Genomic DNA, 19749 nt, shown 5'->3' with positions numbered 1-19749 from the left:
AAAGGGATTTGACAAAAAACAATTCACAAAAGATTAATAATCAAAATACCAATTAAAAATATCAGCTCTCAAACCTAAAGTAAACCAATTAGTACTTTCAGTAAAAGTTGTTACAGTATTTTTTGCAGGATCAAAACTTCTATAAATATAACTTCCAAAAAGCTTCAGGTTCGTAGCGGGATTCACCAAATAACCTCCTTGAAAATCAGCAATAAAAACAGCCGTTTTATTCCCTTGACCTACCTTTACATCACTATCAAAAGCCCTATTTTCGTCGTAATCTTTATAGATATTTCCTCCATAGTTAAAACCGTCTTCGGCCGTATCAAAATCTAACCCTCGAGTACCCACAGTAACTTTTGCATCAGCAAAAAGTCTTCCTTTATGATAACGAGCAATCGCAATAAATTCCTTGAAATTTCCTCCCCATTGATGCCCTATACTCTGATTGTTATGCGCATAATTCGTGATTGGCATACTATGAGAATATACATACGGACGCACATGATTGTACTCTAATTGCAATAGTAAATTATCTACTTTGAAGGCATTATAATATTTAACACCTAATTGATAACCATACTTATTTTTCCAACTATTATTTCTTTCTTTTATGTCACCAAGAGAAAACTCATCCAAAATAAACTGCCCATAAAAATTAATTTGGTTACTCCATTTATACTTAAAAGTCAATCCTAAAAAGGCATTCCCACTTCGAGCAGAAGATGCAAATTCAACCGAACGATAAAATATTATTGGATTTACAAAATTCACATCAAATCCCCTATCATTTGAATTAGTCCAAATCACCGATTCGAAGAAACCAAGATTTAATTTATTCGAAACATTCCAACTCAAATAATGATTTGCCATAAATTTTGTGGCGTACGTTCTTTCTAATGTCACCTCAGGACGAACGTCCTTAAGCCACATGTAGGTATTTGTATATTTAATTTTCCAAAAATTAGTATTCAATTTAAAATAAGGATACGGACTAGCACCATCGCTTTCTAACAAAGAACGGTATCCATCTCCAATAAAATTTCTGCCGTAACCCAATTGCAAATCATAAAATTTACTAGGTGTAAAAGTCAAATTGGCTTCCGCCAAAGGAAAATCATATGCATCCGTTTTAAAATCTTTTGCAATTCCTATCCCTGGAATAATAGCAGGATTTCCTCCCGCAGGCTTAATAGATTCTGCATAACGATTGAAGTAATCTGCAAAACGTCCTTGGCTTTCAAAAACTGTGGTAGAAAAGTTAAGTTGCTTACCTAAACCTCCTCTAAAATTGATTCCGCGTGTATTTACATATGTATAAGAGGCCTCACTTTTTGAAGCTTTACCCACCTGTAAATCAAATATAGGATTTAATGTAAACCAATACCCTTCTCCCTGAATTTCAACTGTACTCTCATTCCATAATTTCCTTGCCCACCAACCTGAAACTTTCTTTTTTATCTTTTCATTTACTGCCTTCAGATCGTAATATTTTGAAACCTCAGCATACGTATATGGCTTTGAAGCAGTATGATTATTACTCCCCACTTGGTTTAAAGCGCCATCAAACTGTGCGTAATAACTATGTGAAAAAGGAACATTCAAATGACTTTCAAACTCCGGATTAGCAAACTTTTTATACACAATACTGTCCAATTCAGTAAGCTTCGGTTTATTATTTGAAACTATTTCGGCTTTCGCCAAAGCTTCTGCTTCGAGTTCCGCTCTACTTTTTAAAGGTATGGCAATAGTAATGGTAAACTTAGAATAGGTAGGTTTTCCATTATAGGTTGACGGTTCTATTTTTAGAAATGTACCGAAAACCCTTTTTGTCTCTTTAATCAAAGCCTCATCGATAGCGTCCACATAAATCACTTTAAAGTTACCATTACTATCTACTTCAAAAAGAACTTTTACATCCCCCTTAAAATTATTTTGCTTTAAATTATCCGGAACTTGAAAATTTTGAAAAACAAAATCCTGAACTTGATTGTAGAAACAATTCTCTAAGACTTTAGATTGCAAATTTACGCAATCAGGAAAAATAGGAAAACGCGTTGCCGAATTGCCCGTTTGCACCGAAGTAGTATTTGAATTTTGAGAATATGCAAAAAGGGAAAACGAAAGTAAAAATAAAGTCAGCAAACCCTTTTTCATGTTTATATTTTTAGTGAATTTAATATTCATTATGTGAATTTTGTCCGTTAGCAATACTTTTTGCGCCTGATGTACCTATTCTTTTCACTCCTAATCGAATCATCTCAACTGCTTCTTCATAAGTCCTTACACCTCCTGCTGCTTTCACCGGAAGGGGCGATGCATTTTCGAGCATCATCATTATAGAAGAAATAGTAGCTCCGTTTGGCAAATTATTTTCTGTTTTAAAAAAACCCGTAGACGACTTAACAAAAACCGAAGCAAAAAGCTCTTGCTTAAAATTAGAAACTATTACATTTTTTATCAAACTTGACAACTGAATAATCTCCTTATCACTTAGAGCCGCCACTTCGATAATCCACTTGACTACCTTGTTGTTCTCTAAACCTAATTGGGTACATTTCAAAATTTCTTCTTTTACCAAGGCTATTTCTCCTCTTTTAAAAGCTTCATAGTTGCATACAAAATCTAAATCATCAGCACCATCGTGTATTGCTTGATGAGCTTCATTAAGTTTATCTTCTACAGAAGATTTACCTTCCGGAAAATCAATTACAGTACCTATTAACACAATTGAATTCGATTCAACAATCATTTTTTTTGCCAAAGAAACCATATTAGGACGGACCATAATAAGCTTGAAATGCTGCTCTATTGCTTCTTGGACAAACCCTTTGACTACCAAAGTATTTTCTTGTTCACTGAGTCCCGCTTGTTCTGCCGTTTTTAAATAGGTAGAATCTAAATATTGCTTGATATTCATTGCTCTTTGATTTCTTAATTATAGCAGATAATGACACACAAAAATACATTTTATATAAACATAAGTTTACTATAAAATTTCACTATTTCATTTTTTTACGGTAGAAATGAAGTTTTTAACTGCTTTTAAAAAAAAAGCACCCAAGCCAAATGAATATTTATGCTTTTAAAGGCTATAAAACAAAAAAGTCTCACCAAAAGTGAGACTTTAATTATGTTAAATTTTATCTGATTTTTGTTTTTAAATCCAATAAAATAATTGTGACTACTCCTAAAACTGCACCAGAAAAATTTGCTAAAACATCAAATACATCTGCATGCCTGGTAGTGGTAAATAATTCTTGAGCTATTTCTATCCCTATTCCAAAAAAAACAGAAAACAAAAAAGAAATCATAATGGGTTTTAAACTGTTTACAGCATTTGTATTTTTTTGAAAAAACAAAAAACAAAGTACCGTTAAAACAAAATGAAAAAAGACATGCACTAATTTATCCAGATTTGAAACCTCTTCTAAGGGAACATTATTCAGTTGAACCAAACAAAAAAAAGCAATAACTCCAGCCCAAAATAAAGCCGTAAAAAAATAAATTTGTTTAGGCACCAATAAGTTCTTTGTATGAGTCACTAGATAATAAATCATCTACTTCTGCCATATTTGCAATTTTTATTTTAATCATCCATCCAGCTCCATAAGGATCTGAATTAACGCTTTCAGGAGAACTTTCAAGAGCATCATTGAATGCTATAATTTCACCTGTTAGTGGTAAGAACAAATCAGAAACAGTTTTCACCGCTTCTACTGTACCAAAAACGGCATCTTTTTCTAAAGTCTGATCTAAAGTTTCAACTTCAACATAAACGATATCTCCTAATTCTTTTTGTGCAAAATCAGTGATTCCTACAGTTGCAGTATCGCCATCAATACTAACCCATTCGTGATCTTTAGTGTACTTTAAATTTACTGGTATGTTCATATTAATTGTAATTGATAATTATTTATTGATAATTTAAATTTTATGCCACAAATGTAATAATCTTCTATTCAAAATTGTTGCCTTTTAGAAAAATTAATTCCCAAAATTATAACGAAGTGTGATTCCAGAGCGAACATTTGTCAATGGAAAAGAAGTAGAAATTACAGCTTTCGAAAAAGAGTGATCATAATAGAAAATAGCCGTTAGATTCTTACTAAATGCATAATCTGCTTTGATAGTCAAAGACCATATATTTTGTCCACCCGCTAATTGATTGTTGTCGTAATCTAAATATCTAACAATCGTCTGATTGTTTCTATAGGTTACATCCGCTTTCAAATTGATATCACTTTTTATTATCCCTGTTGGATTATCAGCCAATCTAGAAGAGAAAATTACATCTTTAAAACGATACCCCAATCCTACAACATATTCAATCCCTTTCACTTCTGTCAATAAATTATTATCAAAACTCATTGATAGCGCTCTGTCTTTTTTGATTTCAGCTAGGACTTTTAATGAACTTTTCAATTCAAAATCCATTCGTAGCAAAGGATTAAACTGTTCTACCAAGTTAATATTTGACATTATGGTTCTATTAAAAAAATTACCACTAGCGTCTACTCCACTTGGATCTTTGTCGTATTCAAAATTTGATCTAAACGCATTTATAGTATAGGAAGCCCTGTAATTATGTTGCAAAGAGAAACGTTTGAAATTCTTTTTAAAAAGTCCATAACGCATCAAACCGTTATATTTAATGGACCAGTTTGGGATTGGGAAACTTCTAAAAATTCCAAGAGAAACATCTGAAGCATTCCCACCGGAGTATGCTGCTAAAAACGCAGGTAATAATACGGCTTGATTGTTTTTTCCAAACCCTATTGGAAATCCATCAGGATCTAAATTAACTGGATTATTAATATCAATTCCTCTTTGCGTAGCCAATCGATTCGCAACCGTAAGTCGGTTCGTTCTAAAATCATCAAATGCAACCGATGAATTTTCATCACTAGCCAAAAACGAAGTTCTTATTAACACCGTAGAAATTGAAAAAATACCAGTATCATAAGGCGATCTTGGATTATAAACACCGTCAATTATATCATACTGTTCTGAAGAGTTTTCAGAGTAAGCACGGTCTAATGTCAAGTCAATTTTCAAATCTGGTAACAAATCTACATTTGCTGTAGCTTTGAATAATTTATTGGTTACTTGAGAAAAATTTTGATTAAAATCAGGATAGTTTGTTAACCAACCATTTTTGGCTGCTTCATATCGCACATCGGCTTGACTTCCAAAAATAAATCCTAACGATGGTCTTGACGATCCAAGAAATCCTACACTAGGTGTATAACCTGGTAAAACTGTCCCACTGTTATAGGTGTAATTCATTTGAATGTTTTTAATACTGGTCAAAACACCTATAAAACCATCTACAAATTCATTGTTTTTTTGTACTTGATTCGGATTTGTATTTACTATTTTTTCGCCAGGTTTCGGGGCAGTTGTTTTAGGCTTTGGGACTGCTTTATTTGCGTTTTTTGTCAGTCCTAAATATTTATACAACATGTCCATATTTAACGTTGCATTCAAATTATTAGAGCTTGCATTTTGAACAGTGTTCCCTAAATTATAACTGTTTCCTTCAATTTCTATTTGAGATAATGCGTTAGAAGTACGTTGCCAGCTATAATCGCCAGTATATGAATAATTAGCTTTGACAAAGCTAAATAATGGGATTTTATTGATTGGAATTTCATAATTCACAACCAACTGCTGCATGTGTTGATTTGGATCTCCCATATCCCAATAACTATCCCAAATAGTAAACGTTTCAATAGGTTCATTATCTTCGTTCAAATAATTTTTCACAATATTACTCGAAGATGCCGTGTAGTTTAATTTCAAAGATTTTGTCAAATTAAAATTAAATCCATATTGGTAATTGAATGCAAAATTTCTTCGATACAAAGGGTCTAATCCAATTCCTTCTACATCTACTTGTCTAAATTGCTGACGGTTGTACTGCCTGATAATATTGGTATTAAACGAGACATTAGAAGGTAAATAATTAAAATTGAAATCGCTTAAAAGCTTCCAATAATTACTCTTTTTCATGAATTTTGTTTTCTTGAAAGGCTCTACTGATTTTGGTTTAAAAGTATAAGCATAATCCACAGATGTATTTACCTGCTGATCTACGTAATCTTCAATTTCAAAATCATGTCTTTCAACTTCATTAAAAGACTGTGAAAAAGTAAAATTCTCCGGATCGTAAACATGTTGTTTTTGCTCTGGACTTCTATCTTTTCTAACCCCAATAAAGTTGATACTTTTACGTTTTGTATAATCAATGGCTCTTTTTTCGATGTTATCTTTTTCGTTTTGATCAGCCGTATTATTAAGTAATTGTTTTAGTTTGATGTCTTGATTAAAAGGATCGTATTCCGGAGTTATAGTCTCTTCACCAATAGCATAATTGAAGGGCAGATTAATTTGCCATTTTGGAGGCAATAATTTACCCAGATTTACATTGGTCACAATATTATATTGTTGTGTATCCTCACGATTTCTTTCGTTTGGACCTTGTTCTAAAGTTCCAAAACCAATAGTGCTCTTTTTACCTGAAGCTGAAACTGTAGCAAAATCAGCTAAATTAGTATCTACATTCAATACAGCGGCCATTCCGCCTTGATTATCCATATCCGCTAAGCGAAGTTCATTAAACCAAACTTCCCCTTTGATATCATTTCGGGATTCATTGTTTTTTAAACCCACCATCAGCGTACGAACTAATCCAAAATTAGGATTCCCTTTTATACCCAATCGCAATTTATCGCTTCCATCACCATCAGAGTTTGCAGGGTCGTTATCTGGATAATAAATCCCATCTAATGGTAATGTACTTGGATTAATACTCATAGCGAGAATCTTCAATTTTGTCAATAAAGCCAATGACAAATCAATCTCATTTTCCTCGGGCCAAACTTCCTCAGCGCTCAAAGGAGAACAATCAGAATTTGAAGCAGAAGAAGGACTTGTTACTTTTAAAGGAATTTCAATTTGATAGAAATTTTGGGTAAAATCATTCCCAAAACGGATAAATCCAACCATTTGATTGTCTTGAAGCACTACTTCATTTGGTAATGATTCTGCGTGCAAAAACATTTTCAGTTTTTTGAATTGACGCATATCAATACTTACGTTTTTAAAAACTGCTCTTGAATCTTCTGGTTCTAATCCACCACCGGATACTCGCAATGCTAACGATTGCTCATTTTGATTGATAACCGTATTATTATTGTATAACTGCTCTCGTTGTACACCTGGAGGAACAATATAATTTATTGGACATCTCTCATTATTTTCCTGAACATTGACCGCCAAAACATCTAGGTTGGTATCATCATCAGCAATATTAGTATCGTTAAAATCAAGCGTGTTTGTATATCGTCTCCATTCTCCCCTTACTAAATCCAGTGCCCCAAAACGAACCGTTACTTGTTCACTAAACCCAGTCATAAACATTCTCATAAAACGTATAGATCTAAAATCAGAAATATTTCCTATCGTATTTTCAGGTTGAGAAACCGGTATTTTAAACTGCAGCCATCTCGCTTCTGTAGTAGAGCCATCCGGCAAAGTCACTTGGGTATTTCTTATATCAGTAATATAATTCTGTCCAACATTCATGTTGGGTTGAACATCAATACTATATTCGTAATAAGCATTAATTGTGTTCATGGTATTATCTCTGTTGATATCCTCAACATCAGGAGCAGTTGTAGATCCTCTATTGGGATCAGTAATATCAACTGCCGAGTTTCCATCAGTACCATTATACATTTTATAGCGGTCCAAAATCCCTCCAGAAGCATTCAAATAAAAGGTATAATCATCTGCCGCTGGATCTAACTCTGAGGCAAAATTAGTATACACCGCGCCTTCATTGGCATTAGCCAAACCATCCAAACCAATATCTTGATTCGTTCTATTTGCTACATTAGTGTCAAAAGCATAAATTAGAGATTGAGAGGCCGGAACATCTCCCCATAACGGTTGCGGGTTTACCAAAATCTGGTCTGGTCCAAGTCCATTCTCATATTGCTTTCTTCCATCTTTCAAAACATCCTCAGATATCTCCCCTAAATTGAAGTAAATTTTACCTGTATTTGATTGCGGTGCTTGACCATTTCCTACATACGGATCTAATACCCAAAACTGAATGTATTCAACATTTCCCTGTTCGAAATTTGTAGAATTTAAAGAACGCATAATACCTCCAAAATTATCTCTTGGATTCGCTGCCGAATTCAAACTGTTATTATAAGGACCTCTATCAGAAGGATAATAACTCAAATCTAATGTATTAATCACTTGAGATTGCCCTTGCGCAATATCCGTCAAAGGATACAATTCCTCACTAAATATTCTTCTAGTATTATTGAATGATAAATCTTGATTTGAAATTCCTGCTGGCTTTTGAGTATAAAAAACGGGATCAATCGTGTACCAAGCTAACTTAGCTCTTTTAAACCCATAGCTTAAATCATTCGCACTCGCATTAAAATCATAGGTGCTTGTTGCGTTTCTTTCCGGCGTTGATGCCAAACTCCATGCATACGGAGAACGCATATCAATAGTGGATTGAGACCCTTCAAAATCATCTACATAAATGGTAGATTCGCCTTGAAATTGATCTGCTTTTGGAGTATCTGGTTTCAAAAAAGCAATTTCACCTCTCACAGAAAGATTAGAGGGAACATCTGTATCTACGTTTGGTAATTTATTCACTAATCGAGTCAAGAAAGGAACCTCGGTTGAAAAATTTGTATTGAATCCAAAAATAGTATTGTTAACTGATTCTTGACCAAAGCTAGATTTTTGAGTAAATGGTCGCTCCGTCATTTTAAGGAAAGTTGCCCCAATCAAGAAATTATCGGAAATTTTATGTTCCACATTTACACCCATAAACCTTCTGGTTTGCAAACCAAAAACCGAATTATTTTCCAGTGCAACTTCAATAGGCGTATTCGAAGCCTGAAGCGACGGATCTAAAATTTGAACTCTTCCCAATTGATAGTTCACACTATAATCAATTCCTTCTACTAAGACTCTACCTGCAGCGGTAACCACAACAGAACCTTGTGGCACGTTTAATGCATTAAGAGGAATTCCTTCCCCACCTGATGATTTATATTTTCCTCTTAATAAAAATTTATTTTTATCGCTGTCTTGTAAAGCTCCAGATTGTGTGTTTCGGTACATACTGCGAAACACATATTTTTTCTGGTTTTCATTATACGAGCTCGTATTGTTGTAATTTTCTCCTCCAGTTGACAATTTAGAGAACAACAGTTCACCAAATGGTTCTTTGGTAGTAAAAATAATTCTTCCGTATTGCGCGTCCATGGTTAAACCTGGCATAAAATCAAAAAAACCATCCCCTCCAGCCTGAGGATCATTATTGTAATTTAATTTATCCAAGTTAAATACTTTTAATAAAGGCGTTTCGGCAACTTCATTTTGAGGTAATGGATTTGATGGAAAAGGACTTCCAGCAACTTCTGTAATATAATTTAAAGGAGATGGATCTGTATAAAGAATATTGAATCTAAAATCCTCTTGTTTTACCTGATAAGCACCAGGAATCTGATAGATGTTTTTCATCATCAAGTTCCATACTGGATTTTTAACATTAGTTAAATTGCTTTTCAGCATTTTCAAAATCAAACTTTGAGAAATAATAGCTTGATTGGAAGGATTGTTTCCCGTAACAACTGTTGCATCAACGCCATCGTTACCAAACTCACCCACTTGATACACTTGATCTCCAATTGTGTATTGATAAGCAACCGCCAAAACCTCATCATTAGCTAATCTTTGTTGCAATGAAATATATCCTAATTGAGGACTGTAAGTATATTCATTTGGATTCAGTTTTCTAGCATTCTCTAATTTAGAATAATCTTGTCCTTCGCTTACTGTAACATTAAAACCGGAGTTTGATGTTACAATTTCACGAATATTAGGGTTCAACAAACCACCACCCGCTTGTATTAATTCCGGATTATAGGCATTATTTTTATTATCTGTTGGAGTATCAGGTCCTGCTGTAAAAAATGGAGGACTTGCAGGAATAGGATCCAAGACAACTACTTCATTATCTGCCAAACCATTTAATTGCCCTTCCCCTAAATCCTGAAGCGCAATAATATTTCGAAGATTGTTATTTGTAGCTACAACCCTATTTTGTTTGTTAGTTACCCAAATTTCTAGTCGGGTAATTTGAACTCTACTGTCAATAAAAGGATAATTTATTAATGATTTATCATATCTATTTCTAAAATATTGGGACAAGAAAAAGTGTCTATCATTATCATAATCCAGTGCAAACATGTCAAAGTCTTGAATTGTTCCACCGCCTTGCGCTATTAAACTTTTGGTTTGTGATTTTTGTTCCGAAAAAACTCCAGTAATAGTTGTTTTTCCAAATTGCAATTGTGTTTTTACACCAAATAAACTTTGTGCGCCACGTATCAAAGAACTATTTAGAGGCATACTTACATTTCCTACTTCAATTTTTTGAATAATATCATCTTCTGAAGGCGCATATTCCAACTTCATTAGGTTTTGAAAAGCAAATGTTGATTGAGTATCGTAATTAGCGTTTACACTAAGTCGGGTTCCTACTTTACCCATCAAACTCATACTTATTCTTTGATCAAAATCAAAAGAAAGATTAGATCTGTTTCTAGGTGAAAAAGAGGGATTATCTTGTTTTGTATACCGCATTCCTAAATCCATTTCTATAGATCCCGTTGGTTTTACATCAATGGTATTGCTTCCAAAAATAGATTCAAAAAGGCCTGATTTCACATAATATCGTGGTAATAAATCTTTTTTAGCATCTTCACTACCTTCTTTTTTACCTTCAATAGCATCCACCTTTTTTTTGAAATAATCGCGCATTGATTCTTTCAAAACCAATTTTTCATATTCTTTTGGCGTCAATATAATAGGATAATTAATGGAGAACCCATCAACAGAATTTGTGTAAATATACCTATCTGTTACTGGGTCATAGGTATAGGCAGAGAGAATACTCTTTGGATTTTTCAACTGAACCTTTCCAATAGAAAATCCAGTTTTAACGGTATCCTGAGCTGCTTGATTTACTTGGGCTTGCGATGCAAAACCACAGAATAATACAAGCAAAAAAAGGTAAATTTTATGCATACAACTCGTGTTACTTGAATACCTCTATAGGTTTTTTAAAGCTTTCTTGATGATTGATTCCACAGAAGCCTCTGGGTCTTCTTTTACAATCTTTTCTACCACTCTTTCTGAAGATTTTCGTAAAAACCCCAGAACTTCCAAAGCTGATAACGCCTCATCTCGATTTGTATTGCTTTGCGACATAGAAACTTCATCTAAATCATACAATTTTAATACTTTATCTTTCAAATCTAGTATTACTCTTTGTGCCGTCTTACTCCCTATTCCTTTTATAGATTGAATAGTTTGCACATCACCAGATGCAATTGCATTCGTAATTTGTTTTGGATCTAATGAAGAAAGCATTGTTCTAGCTATACTTGCTCCTATTCCAGAAACTGATAATAACATTTTGAAAATCTCTCTTTCTGACTTTTCTACAAAGCCAAAAAGAGTATGCGCATCCTCTTTAATTTGAAGATGCGTATATACTTTTATAAAATCCGTATTTGGGAGCAAAGAATAAGTATGTAAAGAAATATTTACATGATAACCAACTCCTCCACAATCAATAATTATTTGCGTGGGTGATTTCTCTACTAATTTTCCTTGTAAATGTGCTATCATTAATTCTTATATATAGCACCAAATATAATAAAATTAGCACATAATTTTATCATATTCATCAATTTAACTTCGCTTATAATTTATTGATTATTAAACTAAATTAAGTTTGCTTTTTTCTTTCCTTTCTCTTGAGCATCAATCACTGCAATTGCCGCCATGTTAACCATTTCCTCTACACTTGCCCCTAATTGAAATATGTGAACTGGTTTCCTCATTCCTAACATAATAGGACCTATTGAGTCTACCTTATTCAATTCTTTTAATAATTTATAGGTAATATTTGCCGATTCCAGATTAGGAAAAACCAAGGTATTTACTTTCTTTCCTGCTAATTTAGAGAAAGGAAATTTTTCTTTTAACAATTCCGGATTCAATGCAAAATCAGCTTGAAGTTCACCATCAATAATCATATCCGGATGATTTTTATGCAAATAAGCTACTGCCTCTCTAACCTTAGCAGCACTTTCATTGGTGGATGATCCAAAATTAGAAAACGATATCATTGCAATTACTGGCTCAACACCAAACATTCTCGCTGTTTTTGCAGTCATAATAGCAATTTTAGCTAAATCATCTGCAGATGGATTAATGTTTATTGCGGTATCCGATAAAAACATTGGCCCACGAGCCGTCATCATCATATTTGTGGTAGCAACAATTGAAGCTCCATTTGCTTTTTCAATAAGCTGCAACATCGGTTTCACAACAGATGGATAACTTCTTGAATGCCCTGTTACTAATGCATCAGCTTCACCTTCATTAACCATCATTGCTGCAAAATAGTTTCTTTCGCGCATTAATTTTTGTGCGTCCAAAAAGGAAATACCTCTTCTTTGTCTAGAAGACCAATACGTGTTAGCAAATTTATTTCTTCGCTCTTCCTCTTCTTTAATTTTAGGATCTATAATTTGAACATCGGCATCAAAACCTATTTCTTCTTTCAACTCTAAAATAATTTCTTTATTTCCTAATAATATTGGAAAACCGATACCTTCTTCCCATACAATTTGAGCAGCTTTAAGCACATCTAAATGATCTGCTTCAGCAAAAACAATTCGTTTAGGGTCCATCTTGGCTCTGTTTGTAATCAACCGAACCATTTTATTATCGTTCCCTAAACGATCCATTAATTCTTCTTCGTATTTTTTCCAATCTGTAATAGGATTCAATGCTACTCCAGAATCCATAGCTGCTTTTGCAACAGCAGGTGCAACTATTGTTATCAATCTTGGATCAAATGGTTTTGGAATAATATACTCTCTTCCAAAATTTAATTTTGTAGCTCCGTAGGCAATATTTACTTGTTCAGGTACTGATTCTTTAGTCAATAGAGCAAGTGCTTTTACAGCTGCCATTTTCATGGCTTCGTTAATTTTGGTAGCACGAACATCTAATGCCCCTCTAAAAATATATGGAAATCCAAGCACGTTGTTTACCTGATTAGGAAAATCAGAACGCCCTGTAGCCATAATAACATCTTTACGGGTAGCAATCGCTAGGTTATAATCTATTTCTGGGTCTGGATTTGCCATCGCAAAAACTATAGGATTATCCGCCATCCCTAGTAACATTTGTGGAGACATAATTCCTCCTGTAGAAAGACCCAAAAAGATATCGGCACCAACTAATGCTTCTTCAAGACTCATAGGCTTACTATTTGTGGCATATTTTTGTTGTAAAGGAGACAAAGAAGGATTGTCTTTTGTCAAAACTCCTTTGCTGTTAAACATTAAAATATTCTCCACTTTCACACCTAATAAAACATACAAATCAGCGCAAGCCAAAGCAGCAGAACCTGCTCCTGAAACGACCATTTTCACATCTTCTGCATTTTTATTTGCTAATTCTAAAGCATTCAACAATGCTGCAGAGGAGATAATGGCTGTTCCATGCTGATCATCGTGCATTACTGGAATATTCAACTCTTCAACTAATCTTCTTTCAATTTCAAAAGATTCCGGAGCTTTAATATCCTCCAAGTTTATTCCACCAAAAGTTGGTGCTATATTTTTAACCGTCTGGATGAATTCTTCAATATCTTTAGTTCCAATTTCGATGTCAAATACATCAATATCAGCAAAAATTTTAAACAACAATCCTTTCCCTTCCATCACTGGTTTTGATGCTTCAGGACCAATATCACCCAATCCTAAAACTGCAGTTCCATTAGTGATTACTGCAACTAAATTTCCTTTTGCGGTATATTTATAAACGTTGTTTACATCTTTTGCAATTTCTAAACACGGCTCAGCTACACCAGGAGAATACGCCAAAGACAAATCTCTTTGTGTTGCATATTTCTTAGTGGGAACTACTTGAATTTTACCAGGAGTTGGCTTTGCGTGATATAATAATGCTTCTCTTCTTTTGCTATTCTTTTCCATTGATTTTAGATTTTATTCTAGCTTACAAAGATAGGGGTCTAGATTTAAAAAAAGAGGACTTTTCCCCCATTCTTTTGTATAAAAACAAGCGTATTTTGATTCGAAAAAAAAAGCTGCATAAAATAGCAGCTTCGTATTATTATACCTTTATATACTCTTTTTATTGTGTAATATAAGAGTTCAAATGTTGAATCGTATCTTTTTGTATCTCGATAATGGCTTTTACAACATCACTTATTGAGATGATTCCAATTACAATTTCATTCTCTAAAACAGGCAAATGGCGGACTCTTTTGGTACTCATTAATTCCATGCAGTACTCTAAATTATCCGATGGGCTTACCGTAACCACATCCGTCTCCATAATTTCATGAACAAAAGCTTTCTTTGAGGATTTTGCTTTCAAAACAATTTTTCGAGCATAATCTCTCTCGGATAAAACTCCTTTCAGAACGGTATCTTCAATGATAAGAATTGCTCCGATGTTTTTTTCGCTCATCACTGTCAATGCTTCATATACAGTGTTAGTAGAAAGTATCGAATAAACTTCCTTTCCTTTAGTGCTTAAAATTTGATTAACTGTCATAATTGATTCATTTAGTGAATTATAAAGTTAAAAAAAATATGCATTCAAACAACAAAAAATATTTATTTAACCTCTAAAATATAGCATCGGGAGAAACTAACATTCCTAATTTCTCTTTCAATTCGTCGTTCAAAATTTGTAATCCATACTGATAGGAAGCATTCACCCAACCAAAACCTTCCTTTGCGATGTAATCAAATTCAGTTCCCACATTTCCATATTCTGCAAAAACTTTATGGGAACTGATTTCCAAATCAAATTTTTCCGGAATCGTACCATTATAATCCACCGCATTTCTGGTAATTAACCACAACCATCGGTACACCATTTCTTGTGCTTTATCTAAATAATTGTACTTAATCAATCCTTCCCACAGTAACATTTGGTGTGGCGCCCAGCCAAATGGATAATCCCATTGTCGCTGTGGTACCTCTTTTGTAACAGTTGCAATACTCGCCTTGGTACTTCCTGTAATACCTCCCGTTTTTACAAATTGCGGCAAGGCTACTTCTACTAACTTTTTAGCTTGATTTTCATCACACAATCCAGCCCACAAAGGAAAAAATGTTGTTGCAGCTTCAAACGGAAACTGCTTATGGTTCACAAAATCATAATCAAAATACATGCTTGCATCCTCGTTCCAGCACAATTCATTCATTTTATTTTTACGCGAAAGCACTTTTTGCTCCCATTCCTCGGAAGTATAAACGATATCGCCAATTTGAAAAGCATCATTGAAATATTCCTTTATCAAATAAGCGATGTCTTTTTCATATTTATAAAGGAAACTGTTAACATCTACTGAATTGAGATTGGCACAGGTATTAATCAATCGATTTGTAGTATCATGTCCACTTTCTCTCATACTTCTGTCGTGAACAAAATACACATCCAGTTCATCATCGACTAGAGTTCTTTCTAAATATTGTTTTTCGAATTCTCGAATGGGTAAATTATATTTTTTAGCATAGGGCTCTAAAACATCATCAAAATGTCCGGGTTCGACTTCAAACGGCATTCCAACTCCATCTGCCTTATATCGATTTAAACCCGAAGGCGTCAATCGATTTCCTTGCACCATCCAAACCGTGTTGTATTCTAAAATAACCGTTTCTAAATGAGTTCGTAACCACTCTAAATTAGGCGTTTTCTTTTTTGCAATTTCAATCAGTAAAGAAGAATATAATGGCGGTTGCGTTCTTGTTAAATAGTAACTTCTATTTGCATTTAAAATTTTTCCGTAATGAATGATTTGATATTTAAAATTTTCAGCAATTGCAATCGCTTTGTCTAATTGATTGTCTATTAACAATCCTACACCAATAAAATAACTGTCCCAACCATACATTTCGTTGAATCTTCCACCTGGGACCACAAAAGGAACGCCTTGCAAACTGTATATTTTTTGTTCCAAAGCCAAAGCAAGAATACCTGGTTTTTCATTTAAAGTTTCTACATATTCCATCGAATAATTTTCTGGCAATATTTCAACTTTAAAATTAGGCAATTCTTTTTGCAATTCTTCAAAATAAGCCACTCCTTGTTGGTCTGTCGCAGCGACATAAAGCGTCGCCAAATCACTCGAGGTTTTTTCGTCTTCTAAAATATGTGTTAAACCTTTTTTATCAATTGTTCTTGTCAATTCTTTCCAATAATCATCCCGAATTTTTCTTGAAATTCGCTGCACTGGATTTTCTTGAATGCGACTCAAATCGACTTCCCCAAATACTGAGTTACTATCCTTAAGTTGTGCCAATTCTTGCAATAAATTTGACAAATGATACGTCCCGACAATAGCCTCTTCTCGTTTTGTAGTTTCATCAATCAAAATAAATTTCTTAGGACCAGTATCGTCTTTAGTGATTTTTTTATCTTGATCCGTATCCTCTTGAATCAATAATTCTTGGAATACTTTATCTATGTTAAGTACGAATTTCATTGTTTAGCAGTAAGTTTTTTTAGAATAAAGAAAGAAACAAGCAATAACGACATTGGAATTAAAGTATAATAAAAAGCATTCTCCGGCCCTTCATTTTTAAACAAATAGCCAATAACTCTAGAACCCAAAGTGCCGCCAAGCGCAGAGAAAACAACAATTAAACCCGTCATAGAACTATGCATTTTTTTAGGCAAAGCACTTAAAACGACCGAATTTAAAAGCGGATAAATAGGCGCAATAAAAAGTCCTACTAATGGAAATGCAAATCCTATTAATGGTATATCTCCAAGGGAATTGATTTCCTTTACCTGTAAACCAACCGTTTTTGGAAGCACAAAAATTACAATCAGCATAGCTGCGGTGATACAAAAACTAAGTACCCAAATCCAATTGACTTTTTTTGTGATTACTCCCGCTAAAAGTCGTCCTGCAGCTAATGAAATAGCCAAAATACTTGCCATCATGATACTGATATTCTCAGGGAGATGGAGAACTTTACTATTAAAAGTAGGCAACCAAGACATGATTCCCTGCTCAATCATTACAAATAAGAACGCGCTGATTACAAAAACAATCGTCAATAATTTTGCAAATAATTTGAACATTTGCTTAAAATCATCTGCTAAATTAACACCCGGAATTTCGGTTTGATTTTCGAATTTAGCGAAAAATAAAAAACCAAATGACAGTAATGAAATTCCAGCCAATAACCAGTAGACATTCAACCAAGCATCCGGATTAGCATCAGAATTAAATGCGGGAAACAGGAAATAAGCTAGTGCAATTCCAATCATAAATACACCTTCAATGCTACTCATCAAACTATTGTGTTCTTGTTGATTCTCTGTGATTGTACCAATAAGCGAATAAACGGACACTTTTATCAAGGCAAATGAAACGCCTACAGTGGCAAAAAGTACCTTAGCCATATCAAATGAATTTCCAAAATACATACTAATACAAGCTATAGAAACCAAAGCCAGACCAATAAGCATGGCTTTTTTATACCCAATCCTTGGCAAAAAGGAAGCAATTAAAAAAGACACTATTGCGATAGGTAAATCCTTGAAAGCTTCTAGAACACTTGCTTGCAATTCATCAACACCATAATTTTTTTGAGCCTTTAATATCACAATTCCTACGCTGTTCAGTAGAATTGCAAATACAAAGTAATTGAGATACATGGCAATTTTAACCGTACTTTTTTTCATCCTTTACCTATTGTTTTTAGTTGAATTAATTATTTAATATGAATTGTAAATCGATATTTAAATATTCTTAAACATCATCTATTTTCTGCAATCTGGTTTCATTTTGATATTTTAACATGTCTATTTTTTTAGATTCCGATAGGAGATTAAAAACTCATATTATTTGCGATTCCCCCTTCTGTATGGTGAATCGTAAAACCATTCGTTAAAAGGCTCGCTTTCAAATGGGCAATGGCATCACCATTTACCCATTTTATATCTACAACAGTAGCATCAGCATCATTAATTTCTACGTGACCTGAAAAAGCAGCAGATGTATTACGTAAACGAATAATATCTAATTGTTTCTGAACAACATTAGCTCTCAAACCTTGCTCAATATCCAGCATTGATAAAGTAGTACGATTAATCTCTTTATGACCTGCACTACCGCCATTATCTGCCGCTACATAATTGTTTTTTCCTGCAAAAATATCCAAGTACCAAACTTGTGGTATTCCTGGCACAAACATTTGGATGGCTCTTGCTAAAAGTAACTTTTGTTCGTCCTCTCCTAAAGCACTAAAAAAAGTAGCATTGATTTGATAGTAAGAAATTTTCTTTCCTGAAGGATCATATAAGTTTTTTACACGTCCACCACGCTCCATTATTGTAGTCATTATACCTTCAATCTCGACATCCTCCAACAATCCTTTGTTATAAATACCATTTACCTCTTTGCCTTTCAAGTCTAAAACAGGAATTCCATCATGGCAACCTAACATGTTTACTGTTTTGTAGCCTTTATCAATAATTTCTTTGGCCCAGCTTAACAAGGCATTACTTGTTTTGTTTTCGATAGTATGTATCGTTAAACCCGGCAAGAAAAAGTCGTAAATATAGTATCCTTCATTAGCAACCTCATCGTGTAAATGCAAACCATACTCTGCATGAATTTCTGGTAGAAGCATCAAATTATTTTTTTGTGCTATTTGATTAATACGTTCTAGATATTCCCAAGTTCCCGGTTTGTTAAAAAAATTGGACTCCCCAACTTGTTTATGCAAATAGGCGAAAGCATCTAAACGGAGAATAGTACATCCGTAGCCCTTGACCTTTTTTAAGGTTTCCTCATAGAAATCCCAAACCAAAGGTGATTCCCCATTAACATCCATTTGTCCTAAATAGGAACGCTTTTGCTCTACAATTTGTAAAATATCTGTTTTTAATGGCGTACAATCTTTAAAATCAATCGTTGCAAAATCTTGATTATTTGTTATAGCCTGATTAATGACCGGAACAATATATAAACATTGAGCTTCAGTTAAACCTTTTATGTTTCGCAACTCATCAATAGTGATTGAATTGTAGGTGATTTGTTGATAAAAAGTATTCCAATAGGGTTGTTCTGAACCATCTGGAAAACGCACTTTTAGTATTGGCAACCCCGACTTTCTCATGAATAACTTATTGAGAAACTCTGGTTTTGGAATGATAATTCCATCTTCATTTTCAACACCGTTTCCCTCCCAGAATTCATTCCAATTGATGAAAAAATCTTTATACTTAGATTTATTCCCATACTGCAATAGGTCTTTGAACTGAGGAGAAGCAACAGAAAGATGGTTTAAAACAATATCAAATTTCAATTTAATTTGAAGTTCTTCTAAATCTCTTAAATCCTTAGTATCTACTAAATCTTTATTAATATCATAATCAATAATAGAAAAACCTCTATCTAAGTCGCTATTAAAAAAGGTAGGCAAGACATATAACAAAGAAAAAACATCTTTGAATTCGGTCATTTTGAGCATATCAATCGTATCACTGAATTTTTCACCAATACTATCTGGATACACATTAAGCATTACACCGTTGCTGATTTTTGTACTATTTTGCTGCATGATA

Annotated in this window: 11 protein-coding genes; all 11 read right to left on the bottom strand. The window is 33.7% G+C overall.

What is annotated here, in order from left to right:
- Window positions 1-33: 33 nt before the first annotated feature.
- The 11 genes from V5J73_RS01905 to V5J73_RS01855 all read right to left on the bottom strand — a co-directional run bounded on the left by V5J73_RS01905 (window position 34) and on the right by V5J73_RS01855 (window position 19745).
- The gene (locus tag V5J73_RS01905) at window positions 34-2157 is read right to left on the bottom strand and encodes a gliding motility protein RemB (protein ID WP_338647232.1); all 2124 of its coding nucleotides are present in this window, start codon (window positions 2155-2157) and stop codon (window positions 34-36) included.
- Between the two features lie 19 nt (window positions 2158-2176).
- Window positions 2177-2920: a deoxyribose-phosphate aldolase gene (gene deoC / locus V5J73_RS01900; protein ID WP_338647231.1), complete on the bottom strand. Its 744-nt coding sequence runs from the start codon at window positions 2918-2920 to the stop codon at window positions 2177-2179.
- Window positions 2921-3143: 223 nt separating this feature from the next.
- Window positions 3144-3521 carry a VanZ family protein gene (locus tag V5J73_RS01895; protein ID WP_338647229.1) on the bottom strand — a complete coding sequence of 126 codons (378 nt, stop codon included), beginning with the start codon at window positions 3519-3521 and terminating at the stop codon, window positions 3144-3146.
- Window positions 3514-3894 carry a glycine cleavage system protein GcvH gene (gcvH, locus tag V5J73_RS01890; protein ID WP_338647227.1) on the bottom strand — a complete coding sequence of 127 codons (381 nt, stop codon included), beginning with the start codon at window positions 3892-3894 and terminating at the stop codon, window positions 3514-3516. Before gcvH ends, V5J73_RS01895 begins: the two co-directional genes overlap by 8 nt.
- 93 nt (window positions 3895-3987) lie before the next feature.
- Entirely contained in the window at window positions 3988-11136 is a 7149-nt protein-coding gene (sov, locus tag V5J73_RS01885; RefSeq protein ID WP_338647225.1) for a T9SS outer membrane translocon Sov/SprA, read from the bottom strand.
- A gap of 24 nt (window positions 11137-11160) precedes the next feature.
- The gene (gene ruvA, locus V5J73_RS01880) at window positions 11161-11742 is read right to left on the bottom strand and encodes a Holliday junction branch migration protein RuvA (protein WP_338647224.1); all 582 of its coding nucleotides are present in this window, start codon (window positions 11740-11742) and stop codon (window positions 11161-11163) included.
- Window positions 11743-11837: 95 nt separating this feature from the next.
- On the bottom strand, window positions 11838-14126 hold the full coding sequence (locus V5J73_RS01875) for an NADP-dependent malic enzyme (RefSeq protein ID WP_338647223.1): 2289 nt from the start codon (window positions 14124-14126) through the stop codon (window positions 11838-11840).
- A gap of 160 nt (window positions 14127-14286) precedes the next feature.
- The gene (locus V5J73_RS01870; RefSeq protein WP_338647222.1) at window positions 14287-14712 is read right to left on the bottom strand and encodes a CBS domain-containing protein; all 426 of its coding nucleotides are present in this window, start codon (window positions 14710-14712) and stop codon (window positions 14287-14289) included.
- A 73-nt stretch (window positions 14713-14785) separates the two neighbouring features.
- Window positions 14786-16651: a trehalase family glycosidase gene (locus V5J73_RS01865; protein WP_338647221.1), complete on the bottom strand. Its 1866-nt coding sequence runs from the start codon at window positions 16649-16651 to the stop codon at window positions 14786-14788.
- Window positions 16648-17862, bottom strand: coding sequence for an MFS transporter (locus tag V5J73_RS01860; protein WP_338647220.1), 1215 nt, complete (start codon window positions 17860-17862; stop codon window positions 16648-16650). Before V5J73_RS01860 ends, V5J73_RS01865 begins: the two co-directional genes overlap by 4 nt.
- 146 nt (window positions 17863-18008) lie before the next feature.
- Window positions 18009-19745 (bottom strand): alpha-amylase family glycosyl hydrolase, encoded by a 1737-nt coding sequence (locus V5J73_RS01855; RefSeq protein WP_338647219.1) that lies wholly within the window; start codon window positions 19743-19745, stop codon window positions 18009-18011.
- Between the last annotated feature and the right edge of the window lie 4 nt (window positions 19746-19749).

The organism is Flavobacterium sp. KS-LB2 (assembly GCF_036895565.1).
Lineage (GTDB): Bacteria > Bacteroidota > Bacteroidia > Flavobacteriales > Flavobacteriaceae > Flavobacterium.
This window is presented reverse-complemented; position numbering and strand designations above follow the sequence as displayed.